This is a genomic window from Leclercia sp. GLN_9, assembly GCF_043105735.1.
Lineage (GTDB): Bacteria > Pseudomonadota > Gammaproteobacteria > Enterobacterales > Enterobacteriaceae > Enterobacter > Enterobacter adecarboxylatus.
Genome location: NZ_JBICLV010000005.1, coordinates 162,056 through 178,242, shown reverse-complemented (window position 1 = coordinate 178,242; position 16,187 = coordinate 162,056). Strand labels below are relative to the sequence as shown.

The window sequence follows — 16,187 nt, the reverse complement described above, 5'->3', positions numbered from 1 at the left end:
CTCAACGGAGCGGCGCAAATGTGGAATTTTCAGGCGCTATAACTGCCTGAATGAAAATTCCCGATTACAGTTAAGGAGACATCACTCCGCTGTGATACAGGGTCAGGACAAATTGATGAGCGTGCCACTGCAAAACATCCCCCGCTGCGGGTCCATGCTGTTAGCCCTGATCCTCGCGTTAAGCGGCTGTGCTTCACATGATAATGCCGCCAGCCGGGGGCGGCCGGTGCAAAAATATTATCGCCCCGCGTACGTTCAGCCCCCGGTGATGCCTGTGCAGCGCGTGCAGGCGTGGTACAACGATGCGCCAGAAGACGAACCGCCCCGCGTAAAAGCGAAAAAACGCCCGCCGATCAAAGCAGCAGAACAACGTCAGCCCAGAGCCGTGCCGGTGCTGGATAATTCATTGCCCGAGCAGATCTGGCAACCGGCGATAAGCCGGCAGACGAGTCTGGAGCTGAAATCATGACAGAACGCGCCCTCGGCGAGCTGAGCAGCCGCCCGGATATCCGGCGTCCGGTGCTGCCTCTCTGGCAAAACAGCCTGGTGATTATCCTTACCCTCATCTACCTCATCTGCGAGCTGGCATTCAATTCGCGCCTGCTGGATCTGGTGGGAAGCCTCTCCACGCCTGACGACATCCACAGTATGGAACGCTATGGCCGGGCGTTAACCGCCATCGCCGCGGCTCTGCTGGTGCTACAGCTGGTGCTGGCGGGCAACGCCCGGCTGAAAAAACGCGGCATCGCGTTTCCCCCGCTGTATGTGGCAAGCATGGTGTTTTCGCTCTGCCTGCTGACCGGCGTGGTGACCTGGCAGACGGTGGAACGGGTGATTGAGCACCAGGTCGCGCAAAGCACCGGTGAGTTTCGCCAGAAATCGCTGCTGGCACAGCTCTATCAGCAGTCCTTAATTGACGGGCACCAGACGCTGGAGGGGATCCCGCAGGATGAGGACGGCGGGCAGCGGCAGACCTGGACCAGCCCCTCGGGAAAAGCCTTTCTGGCGATGCTGCCGCTGTTGATGAGTTCGGTCAGCCGCTATCACGATCTGCTTGAAAGCGAGGCAGCGCAAAACCTGCGTGACAGCATCAGCGTCCAGGAGGGTGGGACCCTCAACTATTACAAAGCCTGGCTGGCGGCACGTGCAGACATTTATAAGGATTATCTGGACTACCATACCGTTGCACAGAAAAACGTGCGTTATCACGGCGTGATGATCCCGGCTCAACTCGACTGGGAGACATTTTTCATGCTGGAGGTGGTGCAGGACCGGCTGCGTGAGAGGCTGGCGCTTCCCGTCCAGAGCAGGGTTCGTCCTGAATATCCCAAAGAGGATGCGCTGAAGCAGTTTGCTCTTGAACTGCATGCCCCCCATCTTGATTACGCCGTGCAACAGCAACTCCCCCACCTGCAGGCCGCGCTAGCAAGCTACGGGGCGGGCGGCGCGAATGAAAAACAGGGAGAAGATGCGGCGCGGGCGGTCATTGTCCCGCCTATTGCGCTGATGTTCTCGCTGCTCGGCGCGCTTACCCATCTGGCAAAACTGCTTTATTTGCTGCTGCTCCCCCTGAGCGCGGCTCTGTTGTATCTCACGTCGTGGCGTCCGGTTCGCCTCATCAACCGCCATCCGCTAAGCTTTCCGGTGCTGCTGATTTGCCTGCTGCTGGGGATATTCAGCGTGATGAATAACAGCATTACGGCTTCTCCCGCGTATCACGCTTTACGCCATGGGTTGCAGGGTGCAGAGGTGGCGATTACCGGGCAGTCCTCGGCGCTGAGCGGCGGCACCCTGTTGCGGGTTATTCATGCGGTCAGTATCGGACAAAGTTACAGCTATCCGTTAAACCATGCCCTACGCGAAAACGTGTTGATGGGCTTTGATTTTGGCTATGAAACAGATGATAAATAAGCTCTTTTTCGGACCAAAATCTGGCCTGTTTTTTGCCGGTTTTTTAAGCGCGAAGTAGTGTTAGCAGTTGAGATATATCAGTGCTACATTACGCCGCCCAACGTCAACACGCATTATCAGACCAGTCGACCTGTACGGTAACAGCCCGGAACGATTAGTATTAATACGGGTCATATAAGCAGTATGGCGTATCGCCCTTCTGGCGCTACCAACACATTCTTCATAAAGGTTGTTTTATCTTGTCTCAATGCAAATTCACCCTCTCCCTTTTGCACCCGCGTTACTGGTTTACGTGGTTTGGTCTGGGTGTTCTGTGGCTTCTCGTGCAACTTCCTTACCCGGTGCTGCTCTGGTTAGGTGCCACCCTCGGTAGTATCTCGCGTCGTTTTTTAAAACGCCGGGAGTCCATCGGTCGCAGAAACCTCGAACTCTGTTTTCCGGCTTTATCGCCCGAAGAGCGCGAGCATCTGATGACTGGAAATTTTAAATCCATTGGTATGGCGTTACTGGAAACGGGGATGGCCTGGTTCTGGCCGGATCACCGGGTACGCAAGTGGTTCGACGTGGAAGGCCTGGAAAATTTGCAGCGTGCCCAGGCCAAAAACCGCGGGGTGATGGTGATCGGCGTACACTTTATGTCGCTGGAACTGGGTGGTCGTGTGATGGGTTTATGCCAGCCGATGATGGCCACCTATCGGCCGCATAACAGCGCCCTGATGGAGTGGGTGCAGACCCGCGGTCGCATGCGTTCCAATAAAGCCATGATTAGCCGTAATAATTTACGCGGGCTGGTCAGCGCCCTGAAAAAAGGGGAAGCAGTGTGGTTTGCCCCAGACCAGGATTATGGCCGCAATGGCAGCAGCTTCGCCCCGTTCTTTGCGGTAAAAAAGGTCGCCACCACTAACGGCACCTTCGTGATTTCACGCCTCTCCAAAGCCGCGATGCTGACCGTGACCATGGTAAGAAAAACCGATAACAGCGGTTATCGCCTGTTTATCATGCCGGAACTGGAAAACTATCCGCAGGAAGAGATTGCTGCCGCAGGCTACATCAACCGGGTGATCGAGAAAGAGATCATGCGTGCGCCAGAGCAGTATTTATGGGTGCATCGCCGCTTCAAAACCCGTCCTGAAGGTGAACCGTCCCTCTACCGTTAGCCCTCTGCTGAAGGTTAGTTTCACCTTGAAACTAACCTTTTCAATCACCTGTGATCATCCTGCTTTATCGTTAGCACGCTATGTTGCTCAGGCGCAGTTTATTACCCTGCGAAATTAAACTGTCGCCGTTCCACGACACCCGTAAGTCGCGGAAATTATTTAAGAAAATGCCTCTTGTCACCCCAAAAATTTAAGCGTACATTAGCGCCGTCTGGTAGCGAGAAAGCACAGAATTCTGAGCTGGTGTCGACGCCTAACGGGGATAATTCTCATTTCCGCTTTGGCCTGACTTCAGTTCTCTATACTCAGTTGGACTCTGAATTTAATGCGTATCACGATATACGCGGAGCGATGAACGTGAAATATTTCTTTATGGGTTTTTCAGTGATTGTGTTCGCCTGGGTCGGCACCTTTGCCCTGATGATGAACTGAGCGAAGAAAACGCAGTTAAAAAAACAGGAGCCACTGGCTCCTGTTTTTTTTGCTACTTACTGCCCGGCCTGCTCTGGCGCCGTTTTTGTCCCCTGCGGCAACAGCCCGTCAGCACGGAACATACTCTTGATGCCCCTCACCGCCTGACGAATACGGTCGCTGTTTTCAATCAGCGCGAAACGCACGTGGGTATCGCCGTATTCGCCAAAGCCCACCCCGGGTGAGACGCAGACTTTTGCGTCCTGCAGCAGTTTCTTGGCGAACTCCAGCGACCCCATCGCGGCGTAGGCATCCGGGATTTTTGCCCAGACATACATGGAGGCTTTCGGCATCTCGACCATCCAGCCTGCTTCATGTAGCCCTTTGACCAGCACATCGCGGCGACGCTTGTACTGCGCGGCGATATCTTTCACGCACTGCTGGTCCCCTTCAAGGGCAGCAATGGCCGCTACCTGCAACGGGGTAAAGGTGCCGTAGTCGTGGTAGCTTTTGATGCGCGCCAGCGCATTCACCAGCGTCTTGTTGCCGACCATAAAGCCAATGCGCCAGCCCGCCATGTTGTAGCTTTTCGACAGGGTGAAGAACTCTACGGCCACGTCGCGCGCGCCGGGAACCTGCATAATCGACGGGGCTTTCCAGCCGTCATACACGATATCGGCATAGGCCAGATCATGTACCACCAGCACGTCGTAACGCTTCGCCAGGGCCACCACCTTTTCAAAGAAATCGAGTTCGACACACTGCGCGGTCGGGTTGGAGGGGAAACCGAGGATCATCATTTTCGGCTTGGGATAACTTTCGCGGATAGCGCGCTCCAGCTCGTTGAAAAAGTCAACGCCCTCCACCAGCGGCACGGAGCGAACCTGCGCCCCGGCGATGACCGCGCCGTAAATATGGATTGGATAGCTGGGATTCGGCACCAGCACCGTGTCGCCATGATCCAGGGTCGCCAGCATCAGATGCGCCAGCCCCTCTTTCGAGCCGATGGTGACGATGGCTTCGCTCTCGGGATCGATCTCCACCTGATAGCGGTCCTGATACCAGCGCGAAATGGCGCGGCGTAAACGTGGGATGCCTTTGGAAGTGGAGTAGCCATGCGTATCCGGGCGCTGGGCGACGGTGCAGAGTTTTTCCACGATATGCGGCGGCGTAGCGCCGTCCGGGTTGCCCATACTGAAATCAATAATGTCTTCGCCGCGCCGACGCGCAGCCATTTTCAGTTCAGCGGTAATATTAAAAACATACGGGGGGAGACGATCGATACGCGAAAAACGGCGTTCAGGACTGGAATCAGCCATACCTACCTCAGATAACGTTAGCGCCCGGACCGTCCGAGCGACGTCGCCACGATGTGTGGCGTGCTTAGAAAATAACCTGAAAAAATTCGCCTTGTCGAGAGGGATAAATAAAAAAATCGCAGCGCAAAAACGGGAACTCTGCTGCGGATAAAACGGGAAGTAAAAATGACCGGATGTCTTTTCAAGGCTTTTTTGTTAACACTTTAATATCATTATATTTACGACTTCCGGGTGGTTTTTCTCACAAGTGCAACGTTCAGGGCAAGCTAACACCTTCCCCTTTGAAGAGTGTGGTTTCTCCCCATTTGATAAAACCGACGGATGACTGGTCATTGGGCGTGAGGTTTTTTATCATGGTTTTTTCCCGTTTTCCCAGGTCACACTGTGCACGAAATATTTAATATGCTGCTGGCGGTCTTCGATCGGGCGGCATTAATGCTGATTTGCCTGTTCTTCCTCATCCGCATCCGCCTGTTTCGCGAGCTGCTGCATAAATCGGCCCACTCGCCGCGCGAGCTGCTGGCGGTAACCGCCATTTTCTCCATGTTTGCCCTGTTCAGCACCTGGTCCGGGGTGCCGGTGGAAGGATCCCTGGTCAACGTGCGCATCATTGCCGTGATGTCCGGCGGGATCCTGTTTGGCCCCTGGGTCGGGATCATCACCGGCGTCATCGCCGGGCTTCATCGTTACCTGATTGATATCGGCGGCGTGACGGCAGTTCCCTGCCTGATCACCAGCATCATCGCGGGGATCTTATCGGGCTGGATCAACCGTAAAATCCCCAAAAAACAGCACTGGCGGGCAGGTATTATCGCCGGGATGATCTGCGAAACCCTGACCATGATCCTGGTGGTGGCCTGGGCCCCCACTGTCGACCTGGGGCTGGATATCGTGTCGAAAATCGGCATTCCGATGATCCTCGGCAGCGTCTGTGTGGGCTTTATTGTGCTGCTGGTGCAGAGTGTGGAGGGCGAAAAAGAGGCCAGCGCCGCCCGCCAGGCCAAGCTGGCGCTGGATATTGCCAATAAAACCCTGCCGCTGTTTCGTGATATCAACGCCGAATCCCTGCGTAAAGTTTGCGACATCATCCGCACCGACATTCACGCCGATGCCGTCGCCATTACCAATATTAACCGGGTGCTGGCCTATGTGGGCGTGGGTGAACATAACTACCAGGATAATGACGACACCGTTAGCCCCACTACCCGGCAGGCGATCAGCGACGGCAAAATTATCATCAAAAATAACGACGAAGCCCACCGCACCCCGGAGATCCATTCCATGCTGGTGATCCCGCTGTGGGAAAAAGGGGTCGTCACCGGTACGCTAAAAATTTACTACTGCCACGCGCACCAGATTACATCCTCCTTACAGGAGATGGCGGTCGGGCTGTCGCAGATTATCTCCACCCAGCTGGAGGTGTCCCGTGCCGAGCAGCTGCGGGAGATGGCCAACAAGGCCGAGCTGCGCGCCCTGCAAAGTAAAATTAATCCCCATTTCCTGTTCAATGCCCTGAATGCCATCTCCTCGTCGATCCGAATGAACCCGGACACCGCCCGCCAGCTGATCTTTAACCTGTCGCGCTATTTGCGCTACAACATCGAGCTGAAGGATGACGAGCAGATCGACATCAAAAAAGAGCTGTACCAGATTAAGGATTACATCGCCATTGAGCAGGCGCGGTTTGGCGACAAGCTCACCGTCATCTACGACATTGATGAAGAGGTAAACTGCGTGATCCCGAGCCTGCTGATCCAGCCGTTGGTGGAAAATGCCATTGTCCACGGCATTCAGCCGCGTAAAGGCAAGGGCGTGGTGACGATAAGCGTGGCGGAGTGCGGCAACCGGGTGCGGGTGGCGGTACGGGATACCGGCCACGGTATTGATCCAAAAGTGATTGAGCGGGTGGAGTCGAACGAGATGCCTGGCAATAAAATTGGCCTGCTGAATGTTCACCACCGCGTTAAGCTGCTCTATGGTGAAGGGCTGCATATTCGCCGCCTTGAGCCGGGCACCGAAATCGCCTTTTATGTGCCCAATGAACGGTCCGCCGTTCATGCGCAGACGTTGTTATCGCCCTGGAGAGAGTAACCCATGAAAGTCATCATTGTGGAAGATGAAATACTCGCGCAACAGGAGCTGAGCTGGCTTATCAAAGAACATAGCCAGATGGAGATCGTCGGCACTTTTGAGGACGGTCTGGACGTGCTGAAATATCTTCAGCACAACAGGGTTGACGCCATTTTTCTGGATATCAATATTCCGTCGCTGGACGGCGTGCTGCTGGCGCAAAACATCAGCCAGTTTGCCACTAAACCTTTTATCGTTTTTGTCACCGCGTGGAAAGAGCATGCGGTGGAGGCTTTTGAACTGGAGGCCTTCGATTATATTCTGAAGCCCTATCAGGAGTCGCGGATCGTCAGCATGCTGCAAAAGCTTGAGCAAGCCTGGCAGCAGCAGTCCAGCGCAGGCCAGATCGCAGCTTCACCAGCCACGCGCGAAAATGACACCATCAATTTGATCAAGGATGAGCGCATCATCGTGACGCCGATGGACGATATCTATTATGCCGAAGCCCATGAAAAGATGACGTTTGTTTATACCCGCCGCGAGTCGTTCGTCATGCCGATGAACATCACGGAATTTTGCAGCAAGCTATCAACCAGCCATTTTTTCCGCTGCCACCGTTCGTTCTGCGTCAACCTGCATAAGATCCGCGAGATCGAGCCATGGTTTAACAACACCTATATTTTGCGGCTGAAGGATCTGGATTTTCAGGTGCCGGTGAGTCGCAGCAAGGTGAAAGAGTTTCGCCAGCTGATGCACCTGTAAAAGGAAGCCCCGGTGAACGGCATTTCACCGGGGTGGAAGGGTTACAGCACCTGGCCCAGAGTCTGACGCAGATGCGCTCCGGCGCCGAGCAGACCCGGGTTGTCATGCACAATCAGGTACACCGGGATATCCTGAACGTAGTCGCGGAAGCGGCCCTTATCTTCAAACCCACCGCGGAAACCGGAGGATTTAAAGAACTCGAGGAAACGCGGCACAATCCCGCCCGCAATATAAACTCCACCAAAGGTGTTCAGATTCAGCGCCAGGTTGCCGCCAAAACGGCCCATGATGACGCAGAAAAGCGACAGCGCACGACGGCAGTCGGTGCAACTGTCTTCCAGCGCGCGTTCGGTCACGTCTTTCGGCTGCAGGTTTTCTGGCAGACGCCCGTCAGACTTCACGATTGCCCGATAGAGATTGACCAGCCCAGGGCCGGAAAGCACGCGCTCTGCCGACACATGGCCCAGCTCCGCGCGCAGCTCTTCGAGGATAATGCCCTCTTCTTCGCTGTTAGGCGCGAAATCCACGTGCCCGCCTTCGCCTGGCAGGCTGATCCAGCGCTTGTCGACGTGTACCAGATGCGACACGCCAAGCCCGGTACCGGCGCCATAGACCGCGATAGGCTTACCTTCAACCGGCTGGGTGCCGCCAAACTGGATCAGATGCTCCGGCTTTAACATGGGGATCGCCATCGACACTGCGGTAAAGTCGTTAATAATTTCCAGATGCGCAAACCCGAGGTTCGCTTTCATCTCCGCCGTGGAAAACGCCCAGGTGTGGTTGGTCATCGCCACCCAGTCACCGGTAATCGGGCAGGCAATGGCAATGCTGCCATCTTCCACGCTGACATCATGCTCGGTCAGATAGACACGAACCACCGCTTCGAGGCTAGGATAATCCAGCCCGGAATAGGTTTTGGCGCGGGAGATTTCCCCCGAGTTGACGTCACATAACGCCAGACGCGCGTTAGTGCCTCCTACATCACCTACCAAAGCATACTTTGTCATTCTTCTACTGCTCCGCTAAAGTCAAAATAACTCTTTGGCACACTCTAAATTCAAGGCCCGATAACAACAACGACCTGAATAAAAGCACCCCAGGATTATAGATCTTCATCACAGAATAACTTTACCGTTTCAGCACCATTTGCACTATTAGCATCAGTCTGAGCGTGCAAAGTAAAGATCGCCATTTTTTACAAGGAAATCATCATGCTCCATCCGCGAGCCAGAACGATGCTGCTGTTGGCCCCTCCCGCGCTGATTATTGGCGTCGCCTCCAGCCTGATTCTGATTGTGATCATGAAAGTTGCCGCCGTATTACAGTCGGTACTGTGGACGTCATTACCTTCCACAGTTGGCCTCAACGCGAGTTCTCCGACCTGGGTGATTTTAATCCTGACCTTAACCGGCATTGCCGTGGGGCTGGTGATCCGCTACAGCCCTGGCCATGCCGGGCCGGATCCGGCGACAGAGCCGCTGATTGGCGCGCCGGTGGATACGGCCGCCCTGCCCGGGCTGATCATCGCCCTGATTATCGGCCTGGCGGGGGGCGTCAGCCTCGGGCCAGAGCATCCGGTGATGGCGGTGAATATCGCCCTCGCCGTTGCCGTGGGGTCGCGTATCTTGCCCCGGGTTAACACTTTGGACTGGACCATTCTCGCCTCGGCGGGCACCATCGGCGCGCTGTTCGGCACACCCGTTGCGGCGGCGCTGATATTTTCCCAGACCCTGAGCGGCAATGCCGACATCCCCCTCTGGGATCGCCTGTTCGCCCCGCTGTTGTCTGCCGCCGCGGGTGCCCTGACCACCAGCCTGTTTTTCCATCCCCACTTTTCATTGCACATCGCCCATTACAGCCAGATGCAGCTGGCCGATATCTTTAGCGGGGCGATTGTTGCCGCCATCGCCATCGCGCTGGGGATGGTGGCGGTCTGGTGTCTGCCGCGCCTGCACCGGCTGATGCATCGCCTGAAGCATCCGGTGCTGATCCTGGGGATGGGTGGACTGATTATGGGGATCCTCGGCGCTGTCGGGGGGAACATTACGCTGTTTAAAGGGCTGGATGAGATGCAGCAGATGGCCTTCAGCCAGGTGTTCACCGTCTCCGATTACCTGCTTTTTGCGCTGATCAAACTGGCGGCGCTGGTGGTGGCAGCGGCCTGCGGTTTTCGCGGAGGACGCATTTTCCCGGCGGTGTTTGTCGGCGTTGCCTTGGGGCTGATGCTGCATGAGCACGTTGAGGCGGTTCCGGCGGCGATCACCATCTCCTGTTCGATTCTGGGACTGGTGCTGGTTGTTACCCGGGATGCGTGGCTGAGCCTGTTTATGGCGGCAGTGGTGGTGCCAGACACCACCCTGCTGCCGCTCCTTTGTATTGTGATGCTGCCCGCCTGGCTGTTGCTGGCGGGCAGACCGATGCTGGCTGCCTCTGGCGAGGACAAATAATCAGGCGCTTTTACGCGCCTCCAGCGCCTGGATGATGCCACTCAGCAGCGGCGGAACATCGGCTTTCGGCAGCATGACCTCAATCAGCGAAAGCCGTTCCGGGTGCGCCACTTTTTCCAGCACCTCTTCCAGCTGCACCGCCTCACTCACCCGCCAGCACTCAGCCTGACAATCCAGGCTGAGTGCCTGCGGGATCTGCGTCCAGTTCCACAGGGCAATGTCGTTGTAACGCTGATTGGGACCATGAATCGCGCGCTCAACCGTGTAGCCTTCGTTGTTCAGCACCATGATCACCGGGCGCTGTTTATCCCGCAGCATGGAACCCAGCTCCTGAATGGTGAGCTGCGCTGCGCCGTCGCCGGTAATCGCAATCACGCGCCTATCCGGGCAGGCCGTCTGCGCGCCATAGGCGGCAGCAAGCGTATACCCAATCGACCCCCAGATCGGCTGAACAATAAAATTCACGTCTTCGGGTAGGCGCAGTGCGCCCGCACCAAAAGCGGAGGTTCCCTGATCGGCCAGAATGATATCCCCCGGACGAATAAAGGTTTGTAGCGTTTGCCAGAAACTGTCCTGGCTTAACGTACCGGGGTGGACTGCATGCAGCTGACGCGCCGGACGGGTCGCCGTAGTGGCGCTGGCATACTGATGACAGAGGCTGGACAGCACCTCAATCGCCTGGGTCATCGGGATCCCGGTATACCAGACATCCCCGATCCGCGAGGCGTGCGGCTGAACGTCGATAGTCTGCTGCTGCGTGAGTTTGTGGGTGAACCCGGCGGTGAGGGTATCGGTAAAGCGTGTCCCCACGCAGATCACCGTATCGGCTCCTTCAATGGCTTCGTTGACTCCGGCGGCACTGGCAGAGCCGCTGTAGGTGCCTGCGAAGCCCGGTTTGCGCTCGTCAAAAATGCCTTTCCCCATCAGCAAGGTGGCATGCGCCATGGGCGTTTGCTCCACCCAGCGCTGGAGCTGGCTCTGCAGGCCGTAACGCAGGACGAGGAAATCCGCCAGCAGCGCGGTGCGCTCGCTCGCTGCCAGCCTTTTCTCTGCCGCCTGGCGGAAGGCATCGAGGCGGAAACTGTCACTTTCATAAAGACGATCAATGAGAGCGCTTACAGGCGGCGTGGCAGGTTTTTTTGCCACATCGGCAGGCAGCATGATGTAGCCCGGGCGGCGCTCCCGGAGCATCTCCGTCAATACGCGGTCGATTTCATAGCAGGCATTTTGCTCAGTGAGATGGGCCTGCGCGACGGTAACGGGCTCACTCATTTTATAAAAGTGACGAAATTCGCCGTCACCGAGCGTGTGGTGCAGCAGCTCCCCTTTTTTCTGCGAAGCGCTGCCCGGCGCGCCCACGATATGCAGAACCGGAACATGCTCGGCGAAACTGCCCGCGATACCGTTCATGGCGCTAAGCTCGCCCACCCCAAAGGTGGTCAAGAGCGCGGCAAAACCTTTGCAGCGCGCGTAGCCATCGGCCGCGTAGGCGGCGTTCAATTCATTGGCACAACCAACCCAGCCAATATCCGGGCTGGCGATAACGTGATCGAGAAACTGCAAATTGTAGTCGCCTGGCACACCAAACAGATGATCGGCACCACAATCTGTAAGGCGGTCCAGCAGGTAATCGGCGACGGTGTAGGGGGTTTGCATGACTATTATCCTTATAATGTTGACTTCACTTTGAGTATTGAAGAAGCGTGATAGCTGTCCAGAATTGGGAATAATCAGGTCGTGGAAACCATGCTTTACGTATTTTTGCGCGCTAATCTGTTTGCTTTCGTCTTTGTGTAAACGTATACACTGGATGACTTTCTGATGCAGAGGGACAAAACTCATGGTTTACCAGGCAGATCAAAATCGTTATCAATCAATGCAATATCAACGATGTGGGCAAAGCGGCCTTAAGCTGCCCGCCATCTCCCTCGGGCTGTGGCACAACTTCGGCGACGCCACGCTGATCGAAAACAGCCGTCAACTTTTACATCGTGCTTTTGATCTGGGCATTACCCACTTTGACCTTGCCAACAACTATGGTCCACCGCCGGGATCGGCAGAGCGTAACTTCGGGCGGATTTTGCAGGAGGATTTCAGCAGCTTGCGTGATGAACTGATCATCTCCAGCAAAGCGGGTTATACCATGTGGGAGGGGCCGTACGGCGACTGGGGCTCGCGTAAATACCTGATCGCCAGCCTCGATCAAAGCCTGAAACGCATGGGGCTGGAGTATGTGGATATCTTCTATCACCACCGCCCGGATCCCGAAACGCCGTTGCAGGAGACCATGAAAGCGCTCGACCATATCGTGCGTCAGGGCAAAGCGCTGTACGTTGGGCTGTCCAACTACCCGGCCGAGTTGGCGCGACAGGCCATCGAAATCCTCGACGATCTGGGCACCCCCTGCCTTATCCACCAGCCAAAATTCTCGATGCTGGAACGCGCGCCTGAAGAGGGATTGCTGGATGTGCTTAAGCAGAAAGGGGTGGGATGCATTGCGTTTTCGCCGCTTGCGGGCGGCCAGCTGACCGATCGTTATCTGAACGGGATCCCGGCAGATTCCCGCGCCGCCAGCGGTAGCCGCTTCCTGAACCCGGATCAGATTACTGAAGAAAAACTGGTGAAGGTACGCAAACTCAATGCGCTGGCCGAACGCCGTAACCAGAAATTGTCGCAGATGGCGCTGGCCTGGGTATTACATCATGAAGCCATTACCTCGGTGCTGATAGGTGCCAGTAAAACGGCGCAAATCGACGATGCGGTGGGTATGCTGGCGAATCGTCACTTCACGCCTGAAGAGCTGAAGGAAATTGAAACAATTTTAAGCAGTGAAGAATAAGGGCACTTTTAGCAAAAAGTGCTATGCCCTTCCGAATTAGGAGTTAAAGCGATTATCCGGGGCTTTACCGCCCCTTAATATTGCGTTAACAAGCCGATTACGGCTCCGATCGTGAAGGAGAATAACAATGTTCAGGTCCCTGATTCTGGCAGCAGTATTAATGGCTTCAGCCCCGCTGGTCGCTAATGCTGGCGAAATCACCCTGTTGCCATCCGTAAAATTACAAATTGGCGATCGCGATAATTACGGTAACTACTGGGACGGTGGCGGCTGGCGTGACCGCGGCTACTGGCATCGTAACTATGAATGGCGTAACAAACGCTGGCACAAACATGACAACGGCTACCATCGTGGCTGGGATAAACGTAACGCCTATGAACGCGGTTATCGCGAAGGCTGGAGAGATCGTGATGACCATCGCGGCCGCAAAGGCCATGGTCGTGGTCACGGTCATCATCACTGATACGAAAAAGGCGCCTCGCGGCGCCTTTTTTATAATCCCATTGCTGTGCCAATCAGTAGCCACAGATTCAGCGCCACCACCAGCACCACTATCGCCCACCCTGCCCGTTTGACCATCACGCTGTTGACCAGATCGCCCATCAACTTTTTGTCACTGGTGAACACCAGCAGCGGCACCAGCGCCAGCGCAATACCAAAGCTCAGCAGCACCTGGCTCATCACCAGGATGCGGGTCGGATCCAGCCCCATCAGGATCACAATAAAGGAGGGCAGCATGGTGATGGACCGACGCACCCACAAAGGAATATGGAAGCGCACAAATCCCTGCATAACGACCTGCCCCGCAAGGGTACCGACCACTGTCGATGAGAGTCCTGCCGCGACCAGGCTAAGGCCGAAAATAGTGGCCGCCGCGTGGCTGAGTAACGGCTCCAGGGTCAGATAGGCCTGATCCAGATCGGCAACACCAGTATGGCCGTTGAAGTGGAATGCCGCCGCGGCGGTGGCCATCATCGCCAGATTCACAAACCCGGCAATGGTCATGGCAATCGCCACATCCCATTTGGTCGCAGAATAACGCTCGTGGCGCGATCCTCCGTGCAGGTTCTGCGTTAGCGAAGAGTGCAGATAGATCACGTGCGGCATAATGGTGGCGCCCAGTACCCCGGCCGCAAGGAACACCGCTTCAGTCGTCGGCAGGCTCGGGATTGCCATCCCCTTGCCGAGTTGGATAACGTCCGGCTGGGAGAAGATCAGCTCCACAATATAGGCCGCCGCCACAAACAGCAGCAGGCCACCAATCACTTTTTCGAGCGGTTTTTGCCCGCGCCGTTGCAGCATCAGGATCAAGAAGGTGGCGATACCGGTCAATACCGCCCCTTGCAGCAGCGATACCCCCAAGATCAGCTTGAAGCCGATCGCGGCGCCGATAAATTCCGCAAGGTCGGTCGCCATGGCAATGATCTCTGCCTGCACCCAGTAAAACCAGACCAGCGGACGCGGATAGTGGTCGCGGATCTGTTCCGCAAGGTTTTTGCCGGTGGCGATGCCAAGTTTTGCCGACAGCACCTGAATCATCATCGCCATCAGGTTGGCCCAAACCACCACCCACAGCAGCTTATAGCCGAAGCTGGCCCCGGCCTGAATATTGGTCGCAAAATTACCGGGGTCGATATAGCCAATGGCGGCAATAAACGCAGGTCCCATTAATGCGAACCGCATTTTGCGTGCTGCTTTGCCACTGCTACTCTCATCAACGCGACTATTGCTCATTTTTGCCTCAGGAATATAGCCTTTGCTATGTTTAATGCTATCAAAATGCGAATGATTATCAAGTTCATTTAAGTTGGTTATAGTGATTACAGTGATAGCGAAGAACGATACACAGACTGGATTAGTCGATAAACGGACGGGTAAAAAGCATGCAACCTTTGTGAAGCCTAGCACAGAAACTTAACTTTTAAGTCATTTACATAACATAACAAAAATGTATCGTATGTCACTATTTTTGAGTCTCGTCACAGGACGTGACTATAGTGTGGCTTTGATCTCGTTTTCTTTACGCTTGTTTCATAGAATGTGCAGCGAAATTAAACCTGCCTCATATTTGGAGCAAATATGGACCGCGTCCTACATTTTGTCCTCGCACTTGTTGTCGTTGCCGTGCTTGCGTTGCTGGTCAGCAGCGATCGTAAAAAAATCCGTATTCGTTATGTTATTCAGTTGCTCGTCATTGAAGTGCTGCTTGCCTGGTTCTTCCTGAACTCAGATGTAGGTCTGGGCTTTGTGAAGGGCTTCTCTGAGATGTTCGAAAAACTGCTCGGATTTGCTAATGAAGGGACTAACTTCGTGTTCGGTAAAATGAACGACGAAGGTCTGGCGTTCTTCTTCCTGAAAGTTCTGTGCCCTATCGTCTTCATCTCTGCCCTGATCGGTATTCTGCAGCACATTCGCATTCTGCCAATTGTGATCCGCGCCATTGGTACTGTGCTGTCTAAAGTTAACGGCATGGGCAAACTGGAATCTTTCAACGCCGTAAGCTCCCTGATCCTTGGTCAGTCTGAGAACTTTATCGCGTATAAAGATATTCTTGGCAAAATGTCCCGCAACCGCATGTACACCATGGCGGCCACGGCTATGTCTACCGTTTCCATGTCTATCGTGGGCGCGTATATGACCATGCTGGAGCCAAAATATGTTGTGGCTGCGCTGGTTCTGAACATGTTCAGCACCTTTATCGTGCTGTCCCTGATCAACCCGTACCGCGTGGATGAGAGTGAAGAGAACCTGCAGATGGCTAATCTGCACGAAGGTCAGAGCTTCTTCGAAATGCTGGGCGAGTATATTCTGGCAGGTTTCAAAGTGGCGGTTATCGTTGCGGCAATGCTGATCGGCTTTATCGCCCTGATCTCCGCGCTGAACGCCCTGTTTGCTGCCGTACTGGGTATCTCCTTCCAGGGCATTCTGGGTTACATCTTCTACCCGGTAGCCTGGGTGATGGGTGTGCCGGCAAGCGAAGCACTGCAGGTGGGCAGTATTATGGCAACCAAACTGGTTTCTAACGAATTCGTCGCAATGATGGATCTGCAGAAAATCGCCGGTTCCCTCTCCCCGCGCGCCGAAGGCATTCTCTCCGTGTTCCTGGTCTCCTTCGCCAACTTCTCTTCCATCGGTATCATCGCGGGTGCGATTAAAGGCCTGAACGAAGAGCAAGGTAACGTGGTTTCCCGCTTCGGTCTGAAGCTGGTATACGGTTCCACGCTGGTCAGCGTCCTGTCTGCGTCTATCGCTGCACTGGTCCTGTAATCAG

The 16,187-nt window shown here is 55.2% G+C and carries 14 protein-coding genes; 10 read left to right on the top strand and 4 right to left on the bottom strand.

The annotated features are described in order from the left end of the window. The first annotated feature begins 115 nt into the window (after positions 1-115). The 4 genes from ACF8PE_RS03255 (at position 116) to ypdK (ending at position 3,500) form a co-directional block, all read left to right on the top strand. On the top strand, positions 116-469 hold the full coding sequence (locus tag ACF8PE_RS03255; RefSeq protein WP_059307450.1) for a hypothetical protein: 354 nt from the start codon (positions 116-118) through the stop codon (positions 467-469). Then, entirely contained in the window at positions 466-1,911 is a 1,446-nt protein-coding gene (locus ACF8PE_RS03250; RefSeq protein ID WP_392494588.1) for a hypothetical protein, read from the top strand. The genes ACF8PE_RS03255 and ACF8PE_RS03250 overlap by 4 nt, the downstream gene beginning before the upstream one ends. A gap of 236 nt (positions 1,912-2,147) precedes the next feature. Then, positions 2,148-3,068, top strand: coding sequence for a kdo(2)-lipid IV(A) palmitoleoyltransferase (lpxP, locus tag ACF8PE_RS03245; protein WP_098946260.1), 921 nt, complete (start codon positions 2,148-2,150; stop codon positions 3,066-3,068). A 174-nt stretch (positions 3,069-3,242) separates the two neighbouring features. Next, positions 3,243-3,500, top strand: a complete 258-nt coding sequence (ypdK, locus tag ACF8PE_RS03240; RefSeq protein WP_040287801.1) for a membrane protein YpdK — start codon at positions 3,243-3,245, stop codon at positions 3,498-3,500. 56 nt (positions 3,501-3,556) lie between these two features. Here ypdK and alaC read toward each other — a convergent pair whose 3' ends face one another. Then, the gene (gene alaC / locus ACF8PE_RS03235; RefSeq protein WP_032612932.1) at positions 3,557-4,798 is read right to left on the bottom strand and encodes an alanine transaminase; all 1,242 of its coding nucleotides are present in this window, start codon (positions 4,796-4,798) and stop codon (positions 3,557-3,559) included. Between the two features lie 384 nt (positions 4,799-5,182). Between alaC and ACF8PE_RS03230 the strand changes: the two genes are divergently transcribed. Together ACF8PE_RS03230 and ACF8PE_RS03225 are read left to right on the top strand one after the other, a co-directional pair. Beyond that, the gene (locus tag ACF8PE_RS03230; protein WP_032612934.1) at positions 5,183-6,889 is read left to right on the top strand and encodes a sensor histidine kinase; all 1,707 of its coding nucleotides are present in this window, start codon (positions 5,183-5,185) and stop codon (positions 6,887-6,889) included. 3 nt (positions 6,890-6,892) lie between these two features. Further along, complete coding sequence (locus ACF8PE_RS03225; RefSeq protein ID WP_032612936.1) at positions 6,893-7,630, top strand: LytTR family DNA-binding domain-containing protein; 738 nt, start codon at positions 6,893-6,895, stop codon at positions 7,628-7,630. 41 nt (positions 7,631-7,671) lie between these two features. On the opposite strand, the gene glk is transcribed toward ACF8PE_RS03225, so the two are convergent. After that, a complete protein-coding gene (gene glk, locus ACF8PE_RS03220) occupies positions 7,672-8,637 on the bottom strand; it encodes a glucokinase (RefSeq protein ID WP_032612938.1) in 966 nt (321 codons plus the stop codon). A 204-nt stretch (positions 8,638-8,841) separates the two neighbouring features. Here glk and ACF8PE_RS03215 point away from each other — a divergent pair, with 204 nt between their 5' ends. Then, a complete protein-coding gene (locus ACF8PE_RS03215) occupies positions 8,842-10,077 on the top strand; it encodes an ion channel protein (protein WP_392494586.1) in 1,236 nt (411 codons plus the stop codon). On the opposite strand, the gene ipdC is transcribed toward ACF8PE_RS03215, so the two are convergent. Next, entirely contained in the window at positions 10,078-11,733 is a 1,656-nt protein-coding gene (gene ipdC, locus ACF8PE_RS03210) for an indolepyruvate decarboxylase (RefSeq protein ID WP_077227746.1), read from the bottom strand. It lies immediately after the preceding gene. A gap of 184 nt (positions 11,734-11,917) precedes the next feature. Here ipdC and mgrA point away from each other — a divergent pair, with 184 nt between their 5' ends. Together mgrA and ypeC are read left to right on the top strand one after the other, a co-directional pair. Beyond that, positions 11,918-12,916, top strand: a complete 999-nt coding sequence (mgrA, locus tag ACF8PE_RS03205) for an L-glyceraldehyde 3-phosphate reductase (protein ID WP_223610501.1) — start codon at positions 11,918-11,920, stop codon at positions 12,914-12,916. Positions 12,917-13,043: 127 nt separating this feature from the next. Further along, positions 13,044-13,379: a DUF2502 domain-containing protein YpeC gene (gene ypeC, locus ACF8PE_RS03200; RefSeq protein WP_032612944.1), complete on the top strand. Its 336-nt coding sequence runs from the start codon at positions 13,044-13,046 to the stop codon at positions 13,377-13,379. A 29-nt stretch (positions 13,380-13,408) separates the two neighbouring features. Here the strand turns inward: ypeC and ACF8PE_RS03195 are convergent, their stop codons facing one another. Then, complete coding sequence (locus tag ACF8PE_RS03195; protein WP_059307444.1) at positions 13,409-14,650, bottom strand: Nramp family divalent metal transporter; 1,242 nt, start codon at positions 14,648-14,650, stop codon at positions 13,409-13,411. A 345-nt stretch (positions 14,651-14,995) separates the two neighbouring features. Here ACF8PE_RS03195 and ACF8PE_RS03190 point away from each other — a divergent pair, with 345 nt between their 5' ends. Then, positions 14,996-16,183, top strand: coding sequence for a NupC/NupG family nucleoside CNT transporter (locus ACF8PE_RS03190; protein ID WP_032612948.1), 1,188 nt, complete (start codon positions 14,996-14,998; stop codon positions 16,181-16,183). Positions 16,184-16,187 lie beyond the last annotated feature (4 nt).